At 69.1% G+C, this 25,126-nt stretch carries 18 protein-coding genes and 1 tRNA gene; 11 read left to right on the top strand and 8 right to left on the bottom strand.

Annotated elements, in window-relative coordinates; translation table 11 throughout:
- Positions 1-8 precede the first annotated feature (8 nt).
- The 3 genes from ACO2SS_RS09650 to ACO2SS_RS09640 are packed head-to-tail and all read left to right on the top strand — an operon-like array spanning position 9 to position 2,805.
- Complete coding sequence (locus ACO2SS_RS09650; RefSeq protein ID WP_423277420.1) at positions 9-782, top strand: ABC transporter ATP-binding protein; 774 nt, start codon at positions 9-11, stop codon at positions 780-782.
- 9 nt (positions 783-791) lie between these two features.
- Positions 792-2,117 (top strand): MlaD family protein, encoded by a 1,326-nt coding sequence (locus tag ACO2SS_RS09645; RefSeq protein WP_423277419.1) that lies wholly within the window; start codon positions 792-794, stop codon positions 2,115-2,117.
- Between the two features lie 16 nt (positions 2,118-2,133).
- Positions 2,134-2,805: an ABC-type transport auxiliary lipoprotein family protein gene (locus ACO2SS_RS09640; protein WP_423277418.1), complete on the top strand. Its 672-nt coding sequence runs from the start codon at positions 2,134-2,136 to the stop codon at positions 2,803-2,805.
- Between the two features lie 19 nt (positions 2,806-2,824).
- On the opposite strand, the gene ACO2SS_RS09635 is transcribed toward ACO2SS_RS09640, so the two are convergent.
- Positions 2,825-3,220: a VOC family protein gene (locus ACO2SS_RS09635; RefSeq protein WP_423277417.1), complete on the bottom strand. Its 396-nt coding sequence runs from the start codon at positions 3,218-3,220 to the stop codon at positions 2,825-2,827.
- 134 nt (positions 3,221-3,354) lie between these two features.
- Positions 3,355-12,402 carry a hypothetical protein gene (locus ACO2SS_RS09630; RefSeq protein WP_423277416.1) on the bottom strand — a complete coding sequence of 3,016 codons (9,048 nt, stop codon included), beginning with the start codon at positions 12,400-12,402 and terminating at the stop codon, positions 3,355-3,357.
- 302 nt (positions 12,403-12,704) lie between these two features.
- Between ACO2SS_RS09630 and ACO2SS_RS09625 the strand changes: the two genes are divergently transcribed.
- From ACO2SS_RS09625 to ACO2SS_RS09615, 3 genes are all read left to right on the top strand, one after another.
- Positions 12,705-13,055: an Hpt domain-containing protein gene (locus tag ACO2SS_RS09625; protein WP_423277415.1), complete on the top strand. Its 351-nt coding sequence runs from the start codon at positions 12,705-12,707 to the stop codon at positions 13,053-13,055.
- A gap of 95 nt (positions 13,056-13,150) precedes the next feature.
- A complete protein-coding gene (locus tag ACO2SS_RS09620) occupies positions 13,151-13,471 on the top strand; it encodes a 2Fe-2S iron-sulfur cluster-binding protein (protein WP_423277414.1) in 321 nt (106 codons plus the stop codon).
- Between the two features lie 4 nt (positions 13,472-13,475).
- Positions 13,476-14,228, top strand: coding sequence for an SDR family oxidoreductase (locus tag ACO2SS_RS09615; protein WP_423277413.1), 753 nt, complete (start codon positions 13,476-13,478; stop codon positions 14,226-14,228).
- A gap of 10 nt (positions 14,229-14,238) precedes the next feature.
- Here ACO2SS_RS09615 and ACO2SS_RS09610 read toward each other — a convergent pair whose 3' ends face one another.
- From ACO2SS_RS09610 to ACO2SS_RS09595, 4 genes are all read right to left on the bottom strand, one after another.
- Positions 14,239-14,547 carry a type II toxin-antitoxin system RelE/ParE family toxin gene (locus ACO2SS_RS09610; protein WP_423277412.1) on the bottom strand — a complete coding sequence of 103 codons (309 nt, stop codon included), beginning with the start codon at positions 14,545-14,547 and terminating at the stop codon, positions 14,239-14,241.
- Entirely contained in the window at positions 14,544-14,819 is a 276-nt protein-coding gene (locus ACO2SS_RS09605) for a ribbon-helix-helix domain-containing protein (protein WP_423277411.1), read from the bottom strand. Before ACO2SS_RS09605 ends, ACO2SS_RS09610 begins: the two co-directional genes overlap by 4 nt.
- Positions 14,820-15,078: 259 nt before the next feature.
- Positions 15,079-16,494: a type I glutamate--ammonia ligase gene (gene glnA / locus ACO2SS_RS09600; RefSeq protein WP_423277410.1), complete on the bottom strand. Its 1,416-nt coding sequence runs from the start codon at positions 16,492-16,494 to the stop codon at positions 15,079-15,081.
- A gap of 60 nt (positions 16,495-16,554) precedes the next feature.
- On the bottom strand, positions 16,555-16,893 hold the full coding sequence (locus ACO2SS_RS09595; RefSeq protein WP_423277409.1) for a P-II family nitrogen regulator: 339 nt from the start codon (positions 16,891-16,893) through the stop codon (positions 16,555-16,557).
- 183 nt (positions 16,894-17,076) lie between these two features.
- On the opposite strand from ACO2SS_RS09595, the gene ACO2SS_RS09590 reads away from it, so the two are divergent.
- Positions 17,077-18,579: an NAD(P)H-hydrate dehydratase gene (locus ACO2SS_RS09590; RefSeq protein ID WP_423277408.1), complete on the top strand. Its 1,503-nt coding sequence runs from the start codon at positions 17,077-17,079 to the stop codon at positions 18,577-18,579.
- Positions 18,580-18,604: 25 nt separating this feature from the next.
- Here the strand turns inward: ACO2SS_RS09590 and ACO2SS_RS09585 are convergent, their stop codons facing one another.
- A complete protein-coding gene (locus ACO2SS_RS09585) occupies positions 18,605-19,363 on the bottom strand; it encodes an SDR family NAD(P)-dependent oxidoreductase (RefSeq protein WP_423277407.1) in 759 nt (252 codons plus the stop codon).
- A 162-nt stretch (positions 19,364-19,525) separates the two neighbouring features.
- The gene (locus ACO2SS_RS09580) at positions 19,526-20,935 is read right to left on the bottom strand and encodes a multicopper oxidase family protein (RefSeq protein WP_423277406.1); all 1,410 of its coding nucleotides are present in this window, start codon (positions 20,933-20,935) and stop codon (positions 19,526-19,528) included.
- A gap of 175 nt (positions 20,936-21,110) precedes the next feature.
- On the opposite strand from ACO2SS_RS09580, the gene ACO2SS_RS09575 reads away from it, so the two are divergent.
- From ACO2SS_RS09575 to clpX, 4 genes are all read left to right on the top strand, one after another.
- Positions 21,111-21,195, top strand: a tRNA-Leu gene (locus ACO2SS_RS09575).
- Between the two features lie 93 nt (positions 21,196-21,288).
- The gene (gene tig / locus ACO2SS_RS09570) at positions 21,289-22,662 is read left to right on the top strand and encodes a trigger factor (RefSeq protein ID WP_423277405.1); all 1,374 of its coding nucleotides are present in this window, start codon (positions 21,289-21,291) and stop codon (positions 22,660-22,662) included.
- A 64-nt stretch (positions 22,663-22,726) separates the two neighbouring features.
- Positions 22,727-23,356: an ATP-dependent Clp protease proteolytic subunit gene (locus tag ACO2SS_RS09565; RefSeq protein WP_423277404.1), complete on the top strand. Its 630-nt coding sequence runs from the start codon at positions 22,727-22,729 to the stop codon at positions 23,354-23,356.
- A gap of 230 nt (positions 23,357-23,586) precedes the next feature.
- Positions 23,587-24,858 (top strand): ATP-dependent Clp protease ATP-binding subunit ClpX, encoded by a 1,272-nt coding sequence (gene clpX / locus ACO2SS_RS09560; protein WP_423277403.1) that lies wholly within the window; start codon positions 23,587-23,589, stop codon positions 24,856-24,858.
- The last annotated feature ends 268 nt before the right edge of the window (positions 24,859-25,126 follow it).

Genomic DNA, 25,126 nt, shown 5'->3' with positions numbered 1-25,126 from the left:
ATAGGCCCATGATCGACCGCCATCGCGAGGCGGTGATCCGCGTGCGCGACCTGCAGGTCGGGTTCGGCGAGCGGCTCGTGCTCGATGGCCTCGACCTCGACGTCTACCGGGGCGAGATCCTTGGCTTCGTCGGTCCCTCGGGGCAGGGCAAGTCGGTGCTCACCCGCGCCATCCTCGGCCTCGTACCCAAGCGGGCCGGCACGATCGAGGTCTTCGGCGAGGACCTCGATGCGATGTCGGCCTCGTCGCGCCGCTCCGTCGAGCGGCGCTGGGGCGTCCTGTTCCAGCAGGGCGCGCTCTTCTCGGCCCTGACCGTCCGGCAGAACGTCCAGGTACCGATGCGCGAATACCTGAAGCTCTCCGAGAAGCTCCTCGACGAGCTTGCGATGCTGAAGATCGAGATGGTCGGCCTCAAGCCGGACGCGGCCGACAAGCTGCCGTCCGAGCTGTCGGGCGGCATGATCAAGCGAGCCTCGCTCGCCCGTTCGCTCGCGCTCGACCCCGAGATCCTGTTCCTGGACGAGCCGACCTCCGGTCTCGACCCGATCGGCGCGGGCGAGTTCGACGACCTGATCGCCACGCTCCAGCGGACGCTGGGCCTGACGGTCTTCATGGTGACGCACGACCTCGATAGCCTCTACACCGTCTGCGACCGGATCGCGGCGCTCGGGGAGGGCCGCATCATCGCGGAAGGGCCGATCGAAGAGATGCTCGCCTCGGACCACCCCTGGGTCCGGGCTTATTTCCACGGCAAGCGCGCCCGCGCTGCCGCCGGACAGTGAAAGCAACAGATGGAAACCCGCGCCAATTACGCGATCATCGGCATCTTCACGCTGGCGGTGATCGTTGCCGGCTTCGGCTTCGTCTACTGGTTCTCGGGCGCCGAGAGCGGCAGCCGGCGCTCGGCCTACCGGGTTGAGTTCTCCGGCTCGGTCGCCGGCCTCTCGAAGGGCGCGCCCGTCCTCTTCAACGGCATCCGGGTGGGCGACGTCACGGACGTGTATTTCGAGGCGGACAAGCCGCAGCAGGCCTTTGCCCGGATCGAGATCCAGCCGGACACGCCGGTCAATGCGGACACGAAGGCCAATCTCGATGTCGCGCTCCTTTCGGGAGCGGCGGTCATCGCCCTGACGGGCGGCAGCCCGGATGCCGGGCCGATCCAGAAGCGGCCGGGAGAGGACATCCCGACGATCGTCGCCGAGCGCGGCGGCCTCGGCTCAATCATCGAGACCGCCCGCGGGACGGCGGAGCGGGCGAACGTGCTGATCGAGAACCTGAACTCGATCGTCTCCAGCAACCGGGAGAGCATCAACCGCACGGTCCAGAACGTCGAGACCTTCTCCTCCGCGCTCAGCCAGAACGCGCCGCAGATCCAGGAGGCTCTCAGATCGATCGGCTCGGCCGCGGAGCGGATCGGGCCCCTGGCCGGCAAGCTCGAGACGCTGACGGACGACACGACGGCCCTCATCCGCTCCGTCGACCGGCAGCGGGTGGCGCGGATCGTAGAGAACGTCGACCAGGTCCTCCAGACGGTCGACAACAACCGGCAGCAGATCGCCAACATCATGCAGGACGCCGGAACGCTCGTCCGCGGCCTCGCCGATGCCGTCCCGCAGCTTTCGCAGACGATCACCGATGCCGGCCGGGTGGTCGCGGCGGTGGATCCCGTGAAGCTCAACGGTATCGTGGACGGCGCGAGCCGCTTCGCGACGGCGCTCGGCAATTCCGCGCGCGATACCGAGAACGCGATCCGCAATGCGAATTCGCTGACCGCCAAGCTCGATGCCGCCGCCGGGCGGGTCGACGGGGTGCTGAAAGCGGCGGAGAACTTCCTCGGCTCCGCGGCGGGCCAGGAGGGCAAGAGCACCTTCGCGACCATCCGGGAGGCCGCGGAGAAGTTCGGTGCGGCCTCGGACAACCTCAGCCGGCGGGCGACGGAGATCGCACAGGGCATCACGCGCTTCACGGGTTCCGGCACCCGGCAGGTCGAAGGTGTGGCCGTCGACGCACGCCGGACACTAAATACGATCGGAAGGGCCGCGGGGAACTTGGAACGCAACCCGCAATCGATCATTTTCGGCGATCGACCCACCCTTCCCGAATATCGCGGGCGGTAACGCGTACCAACTCCATATGCCCGACCAGCCATCCATCAGGCCGAGCAGCAGGTCCGGCACCCGGCCGCTGCGCTGCGCCCTCGGCGCATGCGCAGCCACTCTGGCGCTGCTGACGTTGGGAGCCTGCGGCTCCGCGCCGAGCACGGCCTTCGACCTGAGCGCCCCGCGCGGCGCGGTGCGCGGCGCACGCATCGCGGCGCAGCTCGTCGTTGCCGAGCCGTCCGCCGTGCAGGCCTTCGAAGCGCAGGGCATCGTGGCCAAGGGCCAGGACGACACGGTCGCGCTGATCGGCGGCGGGCAATGGGCCGACAGGCTGCCCCGCCTCGTCCAGTCCCGCCTCATCGAGACGCTGGAGGCGGCCTCCACCCGGCTCGCCGTGGGGCGTCCCGGCGACGGCATCTCGGCCGATTACCAGCTCAATTCCGAGATCCGGGACTTCAATTTCGACGGGCGGTCGGGCGAAGCGGTGGTCGAGATCGCCGCCAAGCTCATCGACATCCGGTCAGGCCGCGTCGTGCGGGGCCGCGTATTCTCCGCCCGCACGCCGGTCGGCTCCGCGAATGCCGGCGAGGTCGCGCCTGCGCTCGACAAGTCTGCCGGCATCGTCTTTGCCAACATCGCCCGCTGGATCGGCTCGGGCGTCCAGAGCCCGCCGCAGGATCCGGGGCTGCGCGTCGGGGCGCTCTGAGGCGACCCCGAGCCTGCTCTCAGGGCAGGTTCACCTGCCAGGACACGCCGAACCGGTCGTTCACCCATCCGAACCGGCGGCTGAACCCGTACTCGCCGAGCGGCATCAGCGTCTGGCCACCCTCGCCGAGGGCCCCCAGCACGCGCTCGATCTCCTCGTCCGTCTCGCAGGTCACGAATAGCGAGATCGATGGCGTGAAGGTGAATTGGTGCCGGACGAAGCTGTCGCTGAACAGCACCTCCATGCCGCCGATGATGGCCCGGCCGAGGATCACCGTGCCCTCCTTGCCCGGCCCCTCGGGGCCGTAGCGCCGGATCTCGACCAGGCGACTGTTCGGGATCGTCGCCATGTAGAAGGTGACCGCCTCCTCGGCCGCCCCTTCGAACATGAGAAACGGTGCGACCGCCTGGTTCACGCGTCACCTCCGGGGCTTCCGGCGGCCGCGATGTCCGGCCGCTCTGTTGCTGGCGCCTCTAGGGCGATCTCCTCCGGCTCCGTGGAGGGAGCGGGCGGAGGCGAGACCTGGCGTCCCGCCTCCACCCAGCCGCGCTATTCGAAGCGGCCGCTCGCATGGGCCAGGATGAGGAACACCTTGCCGGTCTCGGAAGACAGGTAGGTCTGCCGCATCCGCTCGCCCGACTCGCCCTCCGGAAGGCTCTCCAGCAGCCGCTGGAACTCGCTCACATAGCGGTCCACGGTCCGGCGGAAGCCCGGCTCGCTCTCGTGCTTGCGCCGGATCTCGTCGAAGGTCTCGCGGTCCTCCTTGGCGTAGAGGTCGCGGGAGAAGACGCCGGTCTCGCCTGAGCGCTGGCGCGTCCAGAGCCGGTAGGCCTGCTCGCCGTCGATCATGCGGGTGATGTCGGCCGACATCGCACCGAGCGAGCCGAGATCGTCCTGCTCGGCCTCCGCCTTCTGGGCTGCTGCCGGCTTGCGGGCAGGCGCCGCCGGCTCCTCGCGCTTGGGCTGCGTCTCGGCCGCCGTGGGACGAGGCTCCTGTGCCGGCTCCGCCTTGGCAGGACGGGGCGCTGCCGCTGCCTCCGGCCGTGCGGGACGCGGCGCTTCCGGCGTCTCGGCCGGGGTCTGGCGCGGTGCCTCCACGGGCTCCGGACGGCGCGCGGCCGGGACCGGCTCGACCGGGCGCTTCTCCGGCATGAAGCCCGCCCGCGACTGGAAGCTCGGGATCACCGGTTCCGGCGCGCGGTGCAGGTCGGCTGCCGGCGCGACGTCGACCGTGCGGTGCGACTTCGCGACCATCGTCGAGAGCTCGTTCAGCGCCTTGATCTGGTCGAGCACGACGCGGCGCATCTCGGCCATCGTCGATTGCGTCTCGCCCGGCAGCGCCATGACGCCCTGCGCGAGATCCTGGCGGGCCCGCTCGAGCTCCGACTGGATCGACTGCGACACGCTCCGCAGCTCGCCGGCCGCGGCCCGGAACTTCGCAAGCGTATCGGCGAGGCGCTCGTTCAGCTCGCCGGAGACCTGGCTGGCCGCCTCGCGCAGCTGCTCGGCCGTCTGGCGGCTATGCGTCTGGCCTTCCGTGCGCACGCGCTCCAGGTGCTCGCCGATGGCGCGGGACGCATCCTCGGCCGTCTTCACGAGCGCCGTTCCGATCTCCTGGCCGCGGGTCTCCGCCAGCCGGAGCACGCGCTCCAGGCCTTCGGAGATGGAGCCGTTCGTCTCGGCGAGATTGGTCGAGCTCTGCTCGATCCTCGCGACGAGGCCGTCCAGCGTCTCCTTGCGGTCGCTCAGGGCCCGGCTCATCAGCTCCTCGGCCCGGCCGAACTCGGCCGTCGCCTCCGACAGGGCGGAGAGGTGGGACCGGGTGACCTGGGTCAGGTTCTGGCCACGCTCGTCGAGCGCCGCGACCAGGGACGCCACGTCGCCGAGCGCGCTGGTCGAGACGTCCTTCAGGCCGTCGACCTGCTCGTTGAGCTGCACGGCCGAGCGCGCCGTCTCGGCGGTGACCTGCGACAGGACTCCGCGCAGCTGCTCGACGCGTCGCCGGAGCCCGTCCTCGATCTCCGCGAGATTGCCGTTCGACTCGCCCGAGACCTGCTGGAGGAGCCGGTTGGCCTCCTGCAGGCGTTCCAGGATGGCGTTGAACTCCGCCCGGAGGCCCTCCTGGGCCGAGGACAGGCTCACAACCGCCTGGGAGGCGCCCTCGTCGACGGCGCTGCGCAGCGTCTCGACCGAGTTCGTGTAGAGCGTCGTCATCTCCACGAGGCGCTGCCGGAGCGCGCCGAGGATCGCGTCGCCGCGGTCGTTGAGCACCCGCACGACCTTGTCGACCGTGCCGGTGATCTCCGTGGTGATCTCGTCCCCGCGCTGGCCCATCGCCTCGACGACCGTCCGGCCGCCTTCGGCAAAGAGCGTGGAGACCTCGCCGATGCGGGTCTGGAGGGCGCCCGCTGCGGCACGTCCGCCCCGGTCGATCGCCTGGGTCAGCTCCGTCCCGCGGTTCTCGAGGAGGTCGCGGATCGTGGCCGCGCCGGTCGCCAGCGCCGCCTCGAACTCCTGGGTGCGCTCGGCCAGAACATTGGCGGCGGCCTGCGAATGGTTCTCGATGGCCGTGGTGAGCTCGCTCCCGCGTGTTCCCACGAGGTCGCGCAGGGCGGCCGTGCGGCCGTCGAGCACGAGGTGGAACTCCTGCGTGCGCTGGTCGATGGCTTCCGCCGCCGCCCGGCCGCGCGTCGCGATCGTGTCGGCCAGCTCGGCACCCCGGCCGTCCATGAGCTCGCGCAGGCTGCCCGTGCTCTCGTCGAGGACGCGGGTGAGCTCGGTGACGCGGGTCTCGACCGTCTCGGCGGCCCTCTGGCTGCCGGTCTCGATCGCGCTCGCGATGCGGGCGCCGCTCGCGTCCAGGAGGCTCGCGGCAGCCTGGCTGCGGATGGTCAGCACGTCGGCGACGGCCCGGCCATGGCGGTCGAGCGTCTCGGCGATGCCCGAGCCGCTCTTGTCCAGCATTTCGGCAAGGCTGGCCGAGCGTGTCTCGAGCAGGGACGCGAGTTCGCCCGCGCGCCCGTCGAAGAGGCTGGAGATCTCGGACATCTGACGGCCGAGATTGACCGCGATCGAGTCGCTCCGGCGCTCGAGGATGGCGCTGAGCGTGGCGCTCCGCTTGTCTAGGAGCTCCGTGAAGGCGTTGCTGCGCTCGTCGAAGAGGTGAGCGACGCCGTCCATCTTCTCGCCGACCTGCGCGACGAGAGCCGTGCTGCGCTCGTCGAGCTCGGTCACGAGCGTCGCCCCGCTGCGCTGCACCAGCTCGCCGAACGCGCCGGAATGCCGTTGGAACGCGAAGCTGATCTCGGCCATCTGGTTGCCCAGCGTTCCGACGACCGCCTGCGCGCGGGTCTCGACGAGGTCCGCGAGTTCGCCGCCGCGGGCGTCGACCATGTCGCGGAAGGCATCCGTGCGGGTCTGGAACAGGTTCGAGAGCCGCTCGGTCGTCTCGTCGAGCGAGACCGTGACAGCCTGCCCGCGCTCCGCGAGCTGCTGGACGAGGCCCATGCCACGCTCGTCGAGCACGCGGGAGAACTCCTCCGTGCCGGTCCGCAGCGCGTCGGTAACCGCGCCGACCCGTGTCTCGAGCGCCGTCGTGATCGTCTCGCCCTCGCGTCCGAGGCGTTCGACCAGGCTCGCGCCGCGCTGATCCAGCAGGCGCGAGAGGCCGTCCGTGCCGGTGCGCAGGGCCTCGGTGACGGTACCGATGCGGCCTTCCAGAACGGCCGTGATTGCCTCGCCCTCGCGACCCAGGCGGTCGAGCAGGCTCGTGCCGCGCTCGTCTAGGACGCGGGTGAAGCCGTCGGTGCCTGCGCGCAGGGCCTCCGTGAGGCCGGCCATCCGGCCGTCGAGGGTCGCCGTGATCGTCTCGCCTTCGCGGCTGAGGCGCTCGACGAGGCCCGTTCCCCGCTCGTCGAGCAGGCGCGTGAAGGCGGAGGAGCCGCCGTCGAAGAGGCGCGCCGTTTCGGTGAGCTGGGCCGCCATTGCGCCGGCGATCGTCTGACCGTGGCGCTCGATGCCGTCGAGCAGGTTGGAGCTGCCCGCGTCGAGAAGCCGGCTGAACTCCGCCATGCGGCCCTCGACGGCGCCCGTAATTGACGCACCCTGCTGGTCGAGGCGGCTGAGAAGCTCGCCGCCGCGCTGCTCCAGCAATTCGCCGAAGCTGCGTGCCCCGCCGTCGAAGAGGCGCGTGATCTCGGCCATCTGGCCGCCGATCGTGGCAGCGATGCCCTGGCCCTGTTTGGCCACGATCTCCGCCAGCCCGGTGCCGCGCTGGTCGAGGATGCGCCCGATGGTGCCGAGGCGCGAATCCAGGAGCCCCGTCGCGACATCGACCTGCTCGGCGAGCCGGCCGACGACGCCTTGGCCCTTGGTCTCGATCACGTCCGCAAGCGCGTTGCCGCGGACCTCGATGAGGTTGGAGAGGGCGGTCGAGCGCTCATCGAGCTTCTCGGCCGCATTCGCGACGCGCGTCTCGAGGGAGACCACGATGGCGTCGCCGCGGGTGGAGAGGATCTCGGCGAGACGGCTGCTGCGCTCGTCGAGGAGCCCGGTGAGCCGCTCGGTGCGGTGCTCCAGGACGTCCTGGAATCCGGTCACGTGCTCGCCGATGCGCATCGCAGCGGCCGTGCCCGAGCGATCGACGGCCGACAGAAGGTCGTTCGAGCGGCGCTCGAGCAGCGTGGACAGGGCGGCCGTGCGCGCGTCCAGCGTGCGGGCGACCTCCTCGACCTGGTTGCCGAGCGTGCCGATGACGGCCTGGCCCTTCTGGTGGATCAGGTCGGCAAGGCCGCTGCCGCGCTCGCCGACGATGGCCGAGAGCGTCGCAGTGCGCTCGTCCAGGACGTCGGACAGCGAGGCGAGCTGCGAGCCGAGCGACGAGGCGACGCTTTCGCCCGTGCGGTCGATCTCCGTGGTGAGCTCCGAGCCGCGGGTCTGAAGCAGCTCCGCGAAGGCCTTCGCCCGGGCATCGAACAGGCGCTCGAGCTCCGTGAGCTGGTTGCCGAGCGTGCCGATGACGCCCTGGCCGCGCGCTTCGAAATCGGCGGCGAGGCGGCTGCCGCGCTCGAGCACGATCCCGCCCAGCGCCGTCGTGCGGTCGTCGATGAGCTTGGTGGCCTCCGCGAGGCGCATTCCGAGCGTCGTGATGACGAGTTGGCCGCTGCGATCGACGACGTCCGCCAGGCGCGTGCTCTTCTCTTCGAGCATCGTGGACAGCGTGCCGGTGCGGGTGTCGAGCACGCCCGTGATCTCGTCCAGGCGGACGCTGAGCGTGCCGGACACGGCGCGTCCGGAGGCATCCAGGCGGCCGACGAGATCGGCGCCCCGCTCGCGCAGCAGGTCCGACAATCCGGCCGTGCCGGATTCGAGCGTCGAGCGCGCTTCCCCGATCGAGTCCTCGAGCCGCGTGAGCACGGTCTGCCCCGTCGTCTCCAGGCCTTCCACGAGCCGCGCTCCGCGCGTGTCGAGGGCCTCCGTGAGGACGCTGCCGGACGCGTCGATGCGGCCGACGATGTCTGCGCTGCGCTCGCGCAGCAGGTCGGAAAGTCCGGTCGTGCCGGTTTCCAGCACGGAGCGCGCCTCTCCGATCGAGCCCTCCAGGCGCGCGAGCACCGTCTGCCCGGTAGTCTCGAGGCCTTCCAGGAGCTGTGCCCGGCGCGTGTCGAGCGCCTCCGTGAGGGTGCTGCCGCGGCGATCGACCAGCTGGCTGAACTCGGCGATCTGGTTCCCGAGCGTGCCGACCAGCGACTGGCCGGTGCGGGCGACCTCGTTCGCGAGGTCGGAGCGGCGCTCGTCCAGCATGGCGCTGAGCCGGGCCGTCTGCTCATCCACGGCGCGCGAGAACGCCTCGACCTTGCCGTCGAAGGTTCCGACGAGGGAGCCGGTGCCGCTGTCGAGCAGGCCGGAGAGTTCCGCCACACGCGCCCCGAGAGCGCCGACGATGTTCTGCCCGCGCTTCTCCAACAGCTCTGCGATAGAGGCTGCGCCACGGTCGAAGAGGACCGCGAACTCGGTCATGCGGCCGCCGAGCGTGCCGAAGATCGCGCGGCCCTTATCCTCGATTTCGCCCGTGAAGGCCGCAGCGCGCTGGTCGACGAGTTCGACCACCGCCTTGCCGCGCTCCTCCGCGATGCGGGCGAATTCCTGCGACGTGGAGGCGATCGTCGCACCGATGTCGCGGCTCTTCTCGTCGACGATGCGGACGAGCGTGTCCGCGTGGCTGCTGAGCGCCTCCTCGATGGACTTGGTGCGGCCCTCCAGCGTTCCGACGAGCCCGTCCACGCCGTCCCCGAGGCGCCGGTCGATGGCGCGGGTATGGTCGTCGAGCTGCGTTGCGAGGGTGCTGAGCCGGTCGACGACGCGGGCCTGGAGCGTCTCGACGCCGCGCTCGAGCGTGCCGCTGAGCTGCGTCGTGCGGTCGCCGAGGACGCGGTCGAGTTCCGCCGTGCGGGCGGAGAGCAGGTCCGCCGCCTCGGTGGTGCGCTGGAGCGCCCCGCGCCCGATCTCGTCGACCTGGGCCGTGAGGGCGGTCTCGAGCTCGCGCCCGCGCTCGGAGAGGGTCCGAGCCAGGCTGCTGGTCGCGTTGTCCAGCGTCTCGGTGATCCCCGTGAAGGCCCGGCGGATCTCGCTCGTACGCTCGGTGGCGCGCTCGTCGAGAAGGTTGAGGCCCTGGTCCAGCGCCTCGCGCGTCTCGCGCGCCCGGTCGGCCATGGTGGCCGCGACCCCGGCCGCCTCGACGGCGACGAGCGCATGCAGCTCCTCGAGCCGTCCCGTGACGGTCTGGGCGAAGCCGCCGACCTCGTGCGAGAGCCGGTCGACGAGGTTGCCGCCGCGGTTGACGATCGTCTCCTCCAGCGCCTGCAGGCGGGCGCCGAGGGCCGCGTCGATCTCGCGGCCGCCGCTCTCGGCCGTGTCGGCGAGCGACTTGCCGGTCTTGGAGAGCACCTCGATGATCCGGGCGCTCTGGGAGGCGAGGGCGAGCACGACGTCCTTGCCGGTGCCGGCGAGGGCGGTGTTCGCATCCGTGGTCTGGCGCGCCAGCGCCTCGGCGATCTCGCGGCCGCGCTCCTCGAAGGAGCTGCCGGCTGCCCCGAGGCGCGCGGAGAGCTCGCCCGACACGCGGTCGATGACGCTCTCGAGCGTGCCCGCGGCCTCCTTGGCCTGCGTCTCGAAGGCGTGTCCGAGGCGGGTCTCGAAGCCCGCCAGGTTGTCCTGCAGGGCCGTGCCCTTGATGCGGACGGTCTCGTCGATCTGGCGGCCTGCCACCTCCAGGCGGTCCGCCAGCGCGTCGGCGCGCTCGGCGAGGTTCGCCGTGCCTGCCTGCACGACCCCCTCGAGGCGGTCACGCAGCTCGTCGCCTGCCTTGGCGAAGGCATCGGCGAGCTCGGCGCCGGCCGCGTTGAGCCGGGTCTGCGCCTCCTCCGTGCGGGAGACGATCTCGCCGACGACCCGCGAGCCGGATTCCCGGACCTCGGTCCCGATCTGCTCGGAACGCGCCCGCAGCTCGTCCACGATGGCGGCTCCGGCCGTGCCGATCTGGTCGCGGACGTCCACGCTCTGCGTGACGATCATGTCGCTGACCGAGCGGCCGGCATCGCCGATGGCGCGGCTGGCTTCCTCGCTCCGCAGGCGAAGCTCCTGGACCAGCTCCGATCCGACGCCCGCAAGGCCGTCGCGAGCGGCTTCGCCCTGGCGGGAGATCTCCTCGACCAGGCCGGTGCCGGACGTGGCAACGCCGTCGCGCAGCTCCGTCGCCCGGGCGGAGATCGCCTCGACAATGCCGAGGCCCGTGCGCTCGATCTCCGTGCGGGCTTCCCCGCTGCGCAGGACGATCTCGCCGACGAGGCCCGTGCCGGTCGTCGCGATCTCCTCGCGAACCCGCCCGCCACGCTCCGTGATGGCTTCGACGATCTCCGCGGTCGCGCTCTCGATGCCCTCGCGCGCCTTGCGGCCCTCGCCGGAAATGCGCTCGACGATCTCCCAGCCCGAGCCGTCGAGATGCTCGCGGAACTCGGTCGTCTTCGCCGTGAGCTCGTCGAGCACGCTGCGCGTTGCCGACGCGATCCCGTCGCGGGCTTCCGCGCCGCGCAGGATGATCTCGGACACGAGGCCCGTGCCGGTGGCGGAGAACTCGTCGCGGAGCTCGGTGCCGCGGCCCGTGATGCTCTCGATGAGGCTCGAACCGGCCGTCTCGATCGACTCGCGCACCGCATTGCCGCGCGCCGCGATCTCCTCGGCGATCCGGATGCCGGCCTTGTCCAGGTTTTCCCGGAGCTCGCCCGTATGGGTCGCGATGGAGCCGACGATGTTCTCTCCGGCGACGGAAAGCTTCTCGTTCAGCTCGGCGCCGCGCGCCACGAAGCTGTTTGCCAGCGCCTCGACCGTCTGTTCGAGGGAGGCGCGGACGTCGCTGCCCTGGGCGGCGAGGGAGCCGATGACCTCGGAGCCCGTCTGGGCAAGGGTGCGCGTGACGTGGGTCGCGCCGTCCTGCAGGCTGCGGGTGAGGATGTCGCCCGTGCGCTCCAGCGCGGCGGTCACGTCTTGGGCCTTGCGCTCCAGCGAGGCGGTGACGTCGTCACCGACGGAGGCGACACCGGTCTTCACGTCGTCCGTGGTCGCAGCGAGGCGCTCCACGAGGTCGGCACCACGCAGGCCGAGTTCGGCGACGAGCCGCTCGCCCGCCTGCGCCAGGGCGCGCGTGAGGTCCTCGCTGCGCTTGTCGAGCGAGCCGGCGATGCGGTCGCCGACCGTTTCCAGGGCCTGGACCATCCGCTCCGACGCGCCTGCGAGTTCGCTCGACACGTGCTCATGGGAGCCGGAGATCGCGGCCCGGATGCGGTCCGCGTTGCCGACCACCGCCTCGCGCTGGCTGACGAGTTCGTCGACGAGCGCGCGGATGCGGATCTCGTTGTCGGCATAGGCGCGTTCGAGGGTGGCGATCTCGCTGCGGACGATAGTCTCCAGCTCGCCGGCCCGGGCGAGCGCACGCTCGAGCCCGTCACCGACAGCGGCGACTTCCCGGCGCACAGCGCGCGAGACGTTCATCACGGCATCCGTCGCGAAATGCTCCGGCTGTGCGAGGCGGACCGCGACCTCGCCCACGGCGCGGGCGACGAGCTTCATCTCCGCCGAGCGGACGCTGAGCATGGCGGCGACGAAGAACAGGAGGACCGGCACGACCGCGAGGGTCGCCAGCGTGGCCTGCTGCAGGGGCTGGAGGCCGGTGAGATAGGCGGCGACGTCGCCGCCCGCCTGTGAGAAGACGAGGAAGCCGAGGCCGAGCAGCCAGAGGAGGCTCGCCGCGGAGGCGAGCATATACGCGGAGCGGGAGGGGCGAACCTTGAGGGCCTGGAGGAAGAGGCCGACCTCTTCCCGGTCGTCGTTGGCGACCTTCTCCCGGTCTGGGGAGACGACGCGGGACCCATCCGCGCTGCGCGCCCGCGCAGGTGCCTCGCCTGGGCCGCCGGACTGCCCGCCTGCCGGGGCGGTGCGGGCCGGAGCCCCACCCGTCGTCCCTTCGAGCTGCTCCGAGAGAGCCTGCTCGACCGCCGACATCGCCTCTTGTGTCGGATTTGCAAGCTTGGGTTCTGTGGCCATGAGCCGTGCCGCCTCGATCACGCAACCAGCGGGCGCGCATGCCTTTTGCGCTTCGGTGCTGAGAGCATTCCCGCCAGAATGCCGCCAGGCGCCGAAGTTAACCCGCGTTTACCATGGTCAGTGTAGGAGGGGCCCCGGCTGATGGGAACCCGCGAACGGGCTCCTCCTCCGAACGTCGTTAACGTCTTGGTGACGATATCCGGTCCATGAGGGACGCTCCCACAAGGGCGCCCAATGGCTTGCTGCGTGCGGCCCCGCCGGCGAGGGCGCAGGCACCCTTCGATTATCCTGGGGATTGTCTCATGGCTGCCGAGCGGGGTCCATCGGAGGCCATCGATCCGGAACTCCTCGCGTTGCAGACGCTCGGTGACCGCGGCCTCGAAGCCGACCTTTTCGAACTGTTCGACGCACAGGCGACGCGCCTCTGGCCGGTGATCGCAGGAGGCACGGACCGAGGCGCCCGCGCCGAGGCGGCGCATACTCTCAGGGGCGGGGCGGGCGCGATCGGCGCGACGGAAGTCATGCGCCTCGCAGGCGCCCTGGAGGCGGTGTTCGGCAGAGACGGGGAGGAGCCCTCCCAGCTGCTGGCTTCGCTCGCAACGGCGCTCACGGATGTGCGATCCGCCATCGCATCCTGGTGCCGTTCCAACTAAGCAAGGGTGACCCCTGCTCGTGACGGGTTCTCAGCGGAGCCCGTCGCGCTTAAGAGCGCCTCTGCGGCCAAGCGTGCCGCTCCTCCGGAGACCTCATGCCGAAGATCACGTTCATCGATGTCGCGGGCACGGCCCGCAGCGTAGACGCGCCGGTCGGCTGGACCGTGATGGAAGCGGCGGTGAAGAACAACGTCCCCGGCATCGAGGCGGAGTGCGGGGGCGCCTGCGCCTGCGCCACCTGCCACGTCTATGTCGAGGAGCCCTGGATGGAAGTCGTCGGGGAGGCTCAGCCCATGGAGGCGGACATGCTGGATTTCGCCTCCGACCTGCGCGCGAATTCGCGCCTCTCCTGCCAGATCAAGGTGAAGCCGGAGCTGGACGGCCTCGTCGTCCGCACCCCCGAGCGGCAGGGCTAGAGCCATGACCCGTCCCGTCGTTCTCGTGACCGGCGGCAGCCGGGGTATCGGCGCCGCGATCTGCCGGCTTGCCGCCGCGCGCGGCTACGACGTCGCGGTGAACTACCGCTCGGAGCGGGAAGCCGCCGAGGCCGTTGTGGCGGAATGCGCCGCGCTCGGCGCGAAATCCTGCGCGATCCAGGGCGACATGGCCGTGGAGTCGGACATCATCCGCCTGTTCGACGAGGCGTCGCGGGACCTCGGGCCGATCCGGCACGTGGTGAACAATGCCGGCATCACGGGACGCTCCGGCCGCCTCGACGCGACGGACGCCGACGTCATTCGGACCTGCATCGACGTGAACGTCACCGGCGCGATCCTGGTCGTGCGCGAGGCGGCGCGCCGGCTCTCCGCGCGGCATGGCGGCCCGGGCGGCTCGATCGTGAACATCTCGTCCGCGGCCGCCACGCTCGGTTCACCGAACGAGTACGTCTGGTACGCGGCCTCGAAAGGGGCCATCGACTCCCTAACGGTCGGGCTCTCCAAGGAACTCGCGGCCGAGGGCGTCCGCGTGAATGCCGTCTCGCCGGGCTTGACGGAGACGGAGATCCACGCCCGCTCGACGCGCGATGCCGGCCGGATGGAGCGCCTCGCGCCCGCAATCCCCATGGGACGCATCGGCCAGCCGGAGGAGATTGCCGAAGCGGTGCTGTTCCTGATTTCCGACGGCGCGTCCTACACGACGGGTGCGAACATCAAGGTCACGGGCGGGCGGTGAGGGCGTGCGGTCAGCGGGTGTGCCGAAAGGCGCGCCCGATGTCGCGCCCGGCATAAAATATTCGGTCGATCGTGACGGTTCGGTCCTGGATGTGAAAGGCGATCGACACGCGGCGTTTGAAGCCGATCACGCGCAATCCTGCGAAAAGTTCGTCCCGGCGGACACCTCGCTCCGGGAATTCGCGAAAGCCTCGACAGAAGCGTTCGATTGCTTCGATGTAAGAGAGAGCCTGGTTCTCCCCAGCTCGATCCGCAATGAAATCATAAAGCTTTCGCAGGTCTTCGCGAGCCTCAGGCGCGAATACAACCCGGTAGCTCACGAAAGCGAGGCGATCCGGCGCCTGTGGTGCGCCCGTATCTCCTCGAAGACTTGGTCGGCAGGGATTGCCCGCTCGGGATGTCGGGTCATCTGGGCCGCGACGGGTACGACTTCCTCGCGAAGCCAGCTTTCAAGGTCGGCCTCAGTCGTGCGGAGCGCCTCCAGCCCCGCGGCGATTACGTCGTGCTCTGAGCGATACTGGCCCGAGGCGACCAGTTCCTGCACGAAGGCTGCCTCGTCGTCTGTAAGCGTAACAGTGTTTCGCAAGGGCATGCAGCGTCTCGTCACTACAAGGTCACAACGCCATATAGGATCATAACGCCCTTGTTCGACCGTGTCGTGGGCCCTCGGCCACTTCGCCGGAAGTGCGATGGCGCGGCTCATCGCAACCAGCACCGCCGCCGGGATAATCCAGCCGAGACGGTCGTGAGCACCCCCGCCGGGCGGTGTTCTTTGCTCGCGACCGCCCAGAACGAAAAACGCCGGGGCGGTGAGGCCCCGGCGTGCAACCTTGCTGAAGCTCGGCTGAGCGTCAGACCGAGTAGTACATCACGAACTCGACCGGGTGCGGGGTCATCTCGAAACGAGCGACTTCCGCCATCTTCAGCTCGATGAAGCTGTCGATGAAGGCGTCCGTGAACACGCCGCCGGCCTTCAGGAACGACCGGTCCTTGTCCAGGCTCTCGAGCGCCTCGCGCAGCGAACCGCAGACCGTCGGGATTTCCTTCAGCTCGCGCGGCGGGAGGTCGTAGAGGTCCTTGTCCATGGCCGGACCCGGATCGATCTTGTTCTGGATGCCGTCGAGGCCGGCCATCAGCATCGCCGAGAACGCCAGATACGGGTTCGCGGTCGGGTCGGGGAAGCGGACCTCGACGCGCTTGGCCTTCGGGTTCTGCGTCCACGGGATACGGCAGGACGCCGAGCGGTTGCGGGCCGAATAGGCCAGGAGCACCGGAGCCTCGTAGCCCGGGACGAGACGCTTGTAGGAGTTCGTCGACGGGTTGGTGAATGCGTTCAGCGCCTTGGCGTGCTTGATGATGCCGCCGATGTACCAGAGGCATTCCTGGCTCAGGTCGGCATACTTGTCGCCGGCGAAGAGCGGCTTGCCGTCCTTCCAGATCGACTGGTGCACGTGCATGCCCGAGCCGTTGTCGCCATAGACGGGCTTCGGCATGAAGGTCGCCGACTTGCCGTAGCTCTGCGCGACGTTGTGGATGCAGTACTTATAGATCTGCATCTGGTCGGCCATGAGCACGAGCGTGTTGAACTTCATGCCGAGCTCGTGCTGGGCGGACGCCACCTCGTGGTGGTGCTTCTCGACCGAGACCCCCATGGCCTGCATGGCGGCCAGCATCTCGCCGCGCATGTCCTGGGCCGAATCCAGCGGCGGAACCGGGAAGTAGCCGGCCTTCATCTGGATGCGATGGCCGAGATTGCCGCCCTCGTAATCCGTGTCGCCGTTGATCGGCAGTTCGGCGGAGTCCAGCTTGAATCCCGTGTTGTACGGGTCGGCCATGAACTTCACGTCGTCGAAGATGAAGAACTCGGCCTCGGGACCGAAATAGGTCGTGTCGCCGATGCCGAGCGACTTCATGTAGGTCTCGGCCTTCTTGGCGATGCCGCGTGGGTCGCGCTCGTAGGGCTCGCCCGTGGATGGCTCGAGGATGTCGCACACGATGGACATTGTCGGGGCCGAGAAGAAGGGATCCATCTCGGCCGTCGCGGGGTCCGGCATCAGGATCATGTCGGACTCGTTGATCGCCTTCCAGCCGGCAATCGACGAGCCGTCGAACATCGTTCCCTCGGCGAACAGGTCCTCGTCGACCAGCGACACGTCGAAGGTGACGTGCTGCCACTTGCCCCGGGGATCGGTGAAACGGAGGTCGACGTACTTGACGTCGTTGTCCTTGATTGCCGCAAGCACGTCTTTGGCTGTCGTCGTGGCCACTTAGTCCTCTCCGTCGATTGATCGTTTGCCCGGCGGACGCCGAGCATAGAGCGCTGATGCCTAGATCGCGTCGGTTCCGGTTTCCCCGGTCCGGATGCGGATCGCTTCCTCGACGCTTGATACAAAAATCTTGCCATCGCCGATCCGGCCGGTCTGGGCCGCCTTGCGGATGGCCTCCACGGCCGCGTCGACCTGATCGTCGGCGAGCACGATCTCGAGCTTCACCTTGGGCAGGAAGTCGACGACGTATTCGGCGCCGCGATACAGTTCCGTATGACCCTTCTGGCGGCCGAAGCCCTTCGCCTCGAGAACGGTGATGCCCTGCAGCCCCACTTCCTGGAGCGCCTCCTTCACCTCGTCGAGCTTGAACGGCTTGATGATGGCTTCGATCTTCTTCATCTGGGATGCGGCCTGCAACGCGCGTGCAATCTGATCGGGGTCTTACCATCAGGGCGGTGGCGGTGCCATGTCGAATCCGGAGCGTCCGCTCCGGTGCTGATGATCAAGCGTGCAGCGGGTTGCATAACTTCTGTGCAACTGTTGATCCCGCGGGCAGACCGCTACCTTGAGCGATGAATCTCGATGCAAAGATTGCTCAAATCCGATCAGATGCGGGACGCTGATAGCCGAGCGACCGCGGCCGGCACGCCTGGCTTCACGCTCATGATCAGGGCGGGGGAGGCGGCCGCGGAGGCGGCTGCCCGCATGCTGCCCGAAGCGGGCCGGGTGCTGGTCCTGTGCGGTCCGGGGAACAATGGCGGCGACGGGTTCGTGGTCTCGCGCCTCCTGGCGAACAAGGGCCACAACGTCACGGTCGCGGCCATGAAGCTCTTGTCGGGGCTGACCGGCGACGCCGCGGAAGCAGGACATCTCTGGGGCGAGGAGCCGTTGCCCCTCGCGGGAGCCGACCCCGCGGGCGCCGACCTCGTGATCGACGCGCTTTTCGGGACCGGGCTCGCCCGCGACCTAGATGGCGAGGTCGCGGCCCTGATCGCCCGGGTCAATGCGGCCGGCAGGCCGGTCCTCGCGATCGACATTCCCTCCGGCATCGATGCGGATAGCGGCCTGGTGCGGGGAGCCGCCGTCAGGGCGGACCGGACGATCACCTTCGCGTGCCGAAAGCCGGGCCACCTTCTCCAGCCGGGCCGTGCCCATGCGGGCATTGTCGAGGTGGCCGATATCGGCGTCTCCTGCGATGGCCTCTCGGGACCGACGCTCTTCGCCAATGGCCAAGACCTATGGCGCAAGGCGTTTCCGCGCCCCGGCGAGACGGCGCACAAATACGATCGGGGCCATGCGCTGGTCGTCTCCGGCGGCCCCGCCAATACGGGCGCGGCGCGGCTCGCGGCGCGTGGCGCGCTGCGCACGGGAGCGGGGCTGGTTTCCGTGGTGACATCCGCGCGCGCACTCTCGGTCAATGCCGCCCATCTGACGGCCATCATGATGCGGGTCTGCGACGACCCCGACGAGTTTTCCGACCTCCTGACGGACGACCGCTTCAATGCGCTCGCGCTCGGGCCGGCGCTCGGCGTCGGCGAGACGACCCGGCGCTGGGTGGAGACCGCCCTCGAGGCGGACCGGGCGACGGTTCTCGATGCGGATGCGCTGACGAGCTTTTCCGGATCGGCCGAGGCGTTCGCCGCGCTGACGCGCGCGCCGCGCGAAACGCCGGTCGTCCTCACACCGCATGAGGGGGAACTGAAGCGCCTGCTTGCCGGATCGGGCGAAGCCTCGGCGGAGGCCCGCGCCATCGCGGCGCGGCCATCCAAGCTGGAGCGCGCCTTGGGGCTCGCGTCCTTCACGGACGCCTTCGTGATCCTGAAAGGCGCCGACACCGTCATCGCCAGCCCGCAGGGGAGGGCGGCGATCAACCTGAACGGGTCGGCCTATCTGGGCACGGCCGGCTCCGGCGACGTGCTGGGCGGCATCGTCGCGGGCCTGATGGCGCAGGGCATGCCGGGCTTCGAGGCTGCAGCCTGCGCGGTCTGGATGCATGCGGAGGCGGGAGCGGGTTTCGGTCCCGGGCTCATTGCCGAAGACCTTCCGGAACTGCTGCCCCGGGTCATGCAGGACGTGCTCGCCTGAAGCGAGGCCTCGGCCCTCTCGCCGGTCAGTTCCGCTGCTGATCCCCATCGACCGGGACGACTTGGCCGGAAATCGACCGCGCCGCAGGCGATGCGAGGAACACGGCGAGCGCTGCGATCTCGGAAGCCTGGGCGAGGCGCTTGACGGATTGGTGGGCGAGGGCCCCCTCCATCTCCTCCTCCGGGCTTCGACCCGAAATCCGGGCCCGACCTTCAAACACGCGTCGGATCCGGTCACCGTCCACGGCACCCGGCGCGATCGCGTTCACGCAAATCCCGTACTGGCCGAGTTCCATCGAGAGCGTCTTCGTGAGCCCGATGAGGCCCCATTTGGCCGCCGCATACGGACCTCGGTTGGCGTAGCCGAACCGTCCGGCCGCGGAGGCCATGTTGATGATCGTGCCGCCGCCCGACCGGATGAGATGCGGGATCGCGTGTTTCGCGACCAGGAACGCGCCCGTGAGGTCCACCCGTAGAACCGCTTCCCATTCGTCGGGATCGGTGTCCTGGACCGGGCTCGTCGGGCCGGCGATCCCGGCATTGTTGACGAGCACGTCGAGGCCGCCGAGGCGCGTGGCGGCATCCGCCACCATCGCCTGCACGGCGGAGCGATCGCCGATGTCGCAAGGGGCAATCTGCAACCCGGACATCTCGCCCTGCGCCCGAGCGAGTCCCGCCTCGTCGATGTCGCAGGTGAAGACGCTCGCGCCCTCCTGATGGAAGGCCCGGACCATCGCGAGCCCGATCCCCGACGCCCCGGCCGTTACGAGCACCTTCGACGCCATCTCGCCCCCCGCACAGATCCCGCTGCCGGTCCTCTATCTTGCTTGGCGCGAGGAGCAACTCACGAACGCGCCGCGCTCCTGATCCGGCCAGCCAGGGCATCCACATCCGCCCTGTCCGCCAGCAATTCGTCGAAGCCGAGGGGGCAGGACGCGGTCAGCCCGCTAGGTCACCTCGAACCAGCCCCAGAGGCCCGTGTCGAAGCGCTCGAGCACGCTGGAGCCGATCGCCCATTTGCCAGGATTGTCCGCCACGAAGGCGATCCGCGCGGTGCGGCCCTCTGCGACCTGGAAGGTGTCGAGCCAATAGGGCTCCCAGCCGTCGTCCAGCCCGTGCAGAAGCCGGCAGGAATGGCCGTGAAGATGGATCGGCTGGGGGAAGCCCGTCTGGTTGTGGAGCGCCAGGACGACGGGCTGGCCCCGTTTCGCCGTGAACAGGGGAGGGCCGCCCGCATCGCCCGACGTGCCGTTGATCTTCCAGATCGCCCGCGGGTCGCCCGTGTAGACGGGCTCGCCTGCCGGGCCCCGCGTTGCCCCGCCCGTGATGGCGAGGTCCTTCCGGAGCGCGTTCTGGAGCTTGATCTCCGGGGGCAGTGACGCGTTCTGCGGCAGGTTCTCGAGCTCTGGCGGCTTCTCGCCCCCCGGGGCTTGCGTCGCCGCGATCTCGAGGAGCGGCACCCCCTCGCCGACCAGGGCCGTGATGCGGCTCGCGCGGCCGGCCTCGGCCGGAAGCTCGACCAGGAGATCGTAGCGGGTGCCGGGCGGAAAGGGCAGGCTGGCGCGGAGCGGCTCGAAACGGTCCGTCGGCTGGCCGTCCACGCCAGCGACGAACACCTTCATGTCGTCGAAGCGGATGCGCAGGATTCGGGCATTCGCCGCGTTGGCGAGCCTCAGCCGGATCTGCGCGCCGGCAGGCGCCTCGATGCGTCGCGGCGGATCTTGGCCGTCGAGGCTGAGCCGGTTCCCGAGCCGTCCCGCGAGGGCCGCCTCCATCGGCGCGCCGAACGGGGACAGGGCGCCGGTCTTCTCGACGCGCCAGTCCCGCAGGACGAGCGCATATTCGGCCGCGACCTTCGGAGGCGCCGATTCCTCGACGATGAGCAGCCCGCCGATCCCGCGACCGGCCGCCTCGCCGGCGGAGCCGGGCATCATCGGACGGATAAGGCTGATTCCGGGATCGGGGGCCTTGAAGCGGTAGTCGAAGGAGGCGCCCGGCGCGACGGCCGCCTGGGTGAGGCCCGCGACGCCGTCCACGGCGTTCGGGCCGCGCAGGCCGTGCCAGTGAAGGGTGAGTGGTGCCGGCGTGTCGTTCACGAGGCGCGCGAACACTTCGTCCCCATGCTTCGCCCGGATGACGGGAAGCCCGTTCGGCCCGTCGAGCAGCCAGAGATCGGCTTCCTCGATAGCATCCGGCAGGAGCTTGCGGCGGGCCGGCGCGGCGCGGAGGAGAACGGGCTGTGGGCCGGCGCGGGGCGGTACCGCCCGCGACTCCTGTGCATGGGCCCGCAACGGAACGAGCGTCGCGGCAAGGCCGGCGAGCGCGCCGCGCCGGCTGAAGGTGAACGTGTCGGCCATCGATTGCTCAATCCAGGTAGCTGACGACGCAGAAGGGCGACATGCCGTTCCCAGGCCGCACGCCTACTCGTGGTGCTGTTCCTCTACTATATGTCGGCGGGAAGGGTTTCGGCCTCAGGGTTGCCGGAATTCAACATCTATGGGAAGAGCCGCCACGACCGCGACGCGGCGTGAAGCGGGCGTGGCGGAACTGGTAGACGCACTGGATTTAGGTTCCAGCGGCGAAAGTCGTGGGGGTTCGAGTCCCTCCGCCCGCACCATTCCGTCGCGACGGGTTCGAAGATTTGGCAGCCGACGCCCCACCGGAAAATCGGTGCCGGGCGCTGCGGCTGCAGGCACAAGAGGCGATTTCGATGCAGGTGACCGAGACGAGATCAGAGGGTTTGCGGCGTGAGTTCAAGGTGACTCTGCCTGCGACCGAGCTCGAGCAAAGGCTCACCAGCGAATTGTCCACCCTGAAGGACAGGGTGCGGATCAACGGCTTCCGTCCGGGCAAGGTGCCGCTCGCGCATCTGCGCCGGCTGTACGGCCGCTCGGTCATGGCGGACGTCGTCCAGAACGCCGTCAACGAGGCGAACCGCAAGATCATCCAGGACAACAACCTGAAGCTGGCCCTCGAGCCCAAGGTCGACATGGCCAGCGATCAGGCCGAGGTCGAGAAGGCGCTCGACGCCAAGGGCGACCTCGACTTCACGGTTGCGGTCGAGGTCCTGCCGACCTTCGAACTCGCCGATCTGTCGGACGTCACGCTGAAGAAGGTCGTCGCCCCGGTGACGGACGAGGAGCTGGACACGGCGCTCCAGCGCATGGCTGCCCAGAACCGCTCGTTCTCCGACAAGGGCGAGGGCGCAGAGGCCGCCAACGGCGACCGCGTCGTGGTCGATTTCGTGGGCCGCATCGACGGCGAAGCCTTCCAGGGCGGGACCGCGAACGACATCACGGTCGAGCTCGGCTCGGGCTCCTTCATCCCGGGCTTCGAGGAGCAGCTCGTCGGCGCGAAGGCCGGCGAGACGCGGACCGTCAACGTCACGTTCCCGGAGAACTACGGCTCGGCCGAACTCGCCGGCAAGGCGGCCGAGTTCGAGGTCAACGTCAAGGAGGTGCAGGCTCCGGGCGAAGTGACCGTGGACGAGGAATTCGCCAAGGCCTTCGGCATGGAGTCGCTCGAGAAGCTGCGCGATGCGGTCCGCTCCGCCATCCAGCGGGACTTCGACGCCCAGTCCCGCCGGAAGGTGAAGAAGGAGCTCCTGGACGCGCTCGACAAGAAGTATTCCTTCGAGCTCCCGGTCGGCCTCGTCGAGCAGGAATTCGCGGCCGTGTGGTCGCAGGTCGAGGCTGACCTGAAGAACAACAACCGCACCTTCGCGGACGAGGGCACGACCGAGGAAGAGGCCCGTGCGGAATATCGCCGCATCGCGGAGCGCCGGGTGCGGCTCGGGCTCGTCCTTGCACAGGTCGGCTCGAGTGCCGATATCCAGGTGACGGACGAGGAAGTCGATCGCGCCCTCGTGGAGCGGGTCCGCCAGTACCCTGGCCAGGAGCGCCAGGTGTGGGAATACTTCCAGAAGAATCCTGCCGCGAAGGCGGAGCTTCGGGCTCCGATCCTCGAGGAGAAGACGGTCGATCACCTGCTGGAGCGGGTCAATGTCGTCGAGGAGCAGGTCTCCCGCGAGGAGCTGTTCCGCGACGAGGACGAGACGAAGGCGGCCGACAACGCCGCTGCGTGATTGGGGGATGGGGTTCGTCCCGGCCGGCTAGTTCGGCCGGGCTGCCTCCGGAGCGAAGCGACAGATGAGAGATCCGGTAGACGTCTTCAACAACACGCTCGTGCCAATGGTGGTCGAGCAGTCGAACCGCGGCGAGCGTGCGTTCGACATCTACTCGCGGCTTCTCCGCGAGCGGATCATCTTCCTGACCGGCCCGGTCGAGGACTACTCGGCTTCGCTCATCGTGGCGCAGCTGCTGTTCCTCGAGGCGGAGAACCCCAAGAAGGAGATCTCCTTCTACATCAACTCGCCGGGCGGCGTGGTGACCTCGGGGCTGTCGATCTACGACACCATGCAGTTCATCCGCTGCCCTGTCGCCACGCTCTGCGTCGGCCAGGCCGCCTCCATGGGTTCGCTGCTTCTCGCCGCCGGCGAGAAGGATCATCGCTTCGCGCTGTCGAATGCCCGCATCATGGTCCACCAGCCGTCGGGCGGGTTCCAGGGCCAGGCGACGGACATCCTGATCCACGCGCGCGAGATCGAGGCGCTCAAGCGGCGGCTCAACGAGATCTACGTCAAGCACACGGGCCGCGACCTCGAGGCGGTCGAGCAGGCGCTCGAGCGCGACAACTTCATGACGGCCGAAGCCGCCAAGGAGTTCGGCCTCATCGACCAGGTGCTGGTGAAGAGGCCGGAAGCGGCGGCCGCAGCCTGAGCCGCCGCGCGCGGCGGGCGGCGCAGCTGTGCGATTTGACCGCTTTCGTTCCTATTGAATCGGCCTCCCCCGCGTGTTTGCATCCTTCCCGGGGCTTCTCGCGTTTGCGAGAGGTCGGGGGCGGGCGGGGAGCATGGAAGAAGGTGGCTACCTTTTCTTAGCCCGGCGCCACCTACCCTGAGAGACGATTCGCAGGCGCCAGACGCCTGCGATCCGAGCGGAGACATAAGATGAGCAAGGCTGGCGGCACCGACTCGAAGAGCACGCTCTACTGCTCGTTCTGCGGCAAGAGCCAGCACGAGGTTCGCAAGCTCATCGCAGGCCCCACGGTCTTCATCTGCGACGAGTGCGTCGAACTCTGCATGGACATCATCCGCGAGGAGTCGAAGTCCTCGCTGGTGCGTTCGCGTGACGGCGTTCCGACCCCCAAGGAGATCCGGCGCGTCCTGGACGACTACGTCATCGGCCAGGAGCACGCGAAGAAGGTTCTCTCGGTCGCAGTGCACAACCACTACAAGCGCCTGGCGCATGCGACGAAGCACCAGGACGTCGAACTCGCGAAGTCGAACATCCTGCTGATCGGGCCGACGGGCTCGGGCAAGACGCTGCTCGCGCAGACGCTCGCCCGGATCCTCGACGTTCCGTTCACGATGGCGGATGCGACGACGCTGACGGAGGCCGGCTATGTCGGCGAGGATGTCGAGAACATCATCCTCAAGCTGCTCCAGGCCTCCGACTACAATGTCGAGCGGGCGCAGCGCGGCATCGTCTACATCGACGAGATCGACAAGATCTCGCGCAAGTCCGACAACCCGTCGATAACCCGCGACGTGTCGGGCGAGGGCGTGCAGCAGGCGCTGCTGAAGATCATGGAGGGCACGGTTGCCTCCGTTCCGCCGCAGGGGGGCCGGAAGCATCCGCAGCAGGAATTCCTGCAGGTCGACACGACGAACATCCTGTTCATCTGCGGCGGCGCTTTCGCCGGGCTCGAGCGGATCATCTCGGCGCGCGGAAAAGGTACCTCGATCGGTTTCGGTGCGTCGGTTTCGGCCCCGGACGATCGGCGGACGGGCGAGATCTTCCGCGAGGTCGAGCCGGAGGATCTGCTGAAGTTCGGCCTCATCCCCGAATTCGTCGGTCGTCTGCCCGTGCTGGCGACCCTCGAGGACCTGGACGAGACCGCGCTGAAGCGCATCCTCCAGGAGCCGAAGAACGCGCTGGTCAAGCAGTACCAGCGGCTGTTCGAGATGGAGGACGTCCAGCTCACCTTCCAGGAGGAGGCGCTGTCCGTCGTCGCCCGCAAGGCGATCGAGCGGAAGACCGGTGCCCGCGGCCTGCGGTCGATCCTGGAGGGCATCCTGCTCGACACGATGTACGACCTGCCGGGTCTCGAATCCGTCGAGCAGGTCGTGATCGGGCCCGAGGTGGTCGAGGGCAAGACGAAGCCGCTCTTCATCCACTCGGACCGCGAGCGCGAGACTCCGAGCGCGGCGAGCGCGTGATCGCCGTGATGCGAACGGTCCTGGCTATCTCCTCGATGCCGGGACCGTGCTCGCATCCAGGCCGGCCGGCCCTGCGGCGCAGGCATTCGCCCCTCGGACGCGTGCCTGAATCCGCTGTGTGCGGTACCCCGCCTGCGACGGAACGTTGCTTGAAAGCGGGGCTCCCGCTCGCCACTTTAGCGATACGCCCACGGCGTACGCTCATTCCACCGAGGTGCGTTCCAGCGTACCGGTCGCAGCCGATCCAAGTCGGCGTGAGCGCCCGGTT

Source organism: Enterovirga sp. CN4-39, assembly GCF_049446235.1.
In the GTDB taxonomy this organism is placed as follows: Bacteria; Pseudomonadota; Alphaproteobacteria; order Rhizobiales; family Beijerinckiaceae; genus Enterovirga.
Note: the sequence above shows the minus strand (reverse complement) of the source record. Positions and strands in the feature narration are given on the sequence as shown.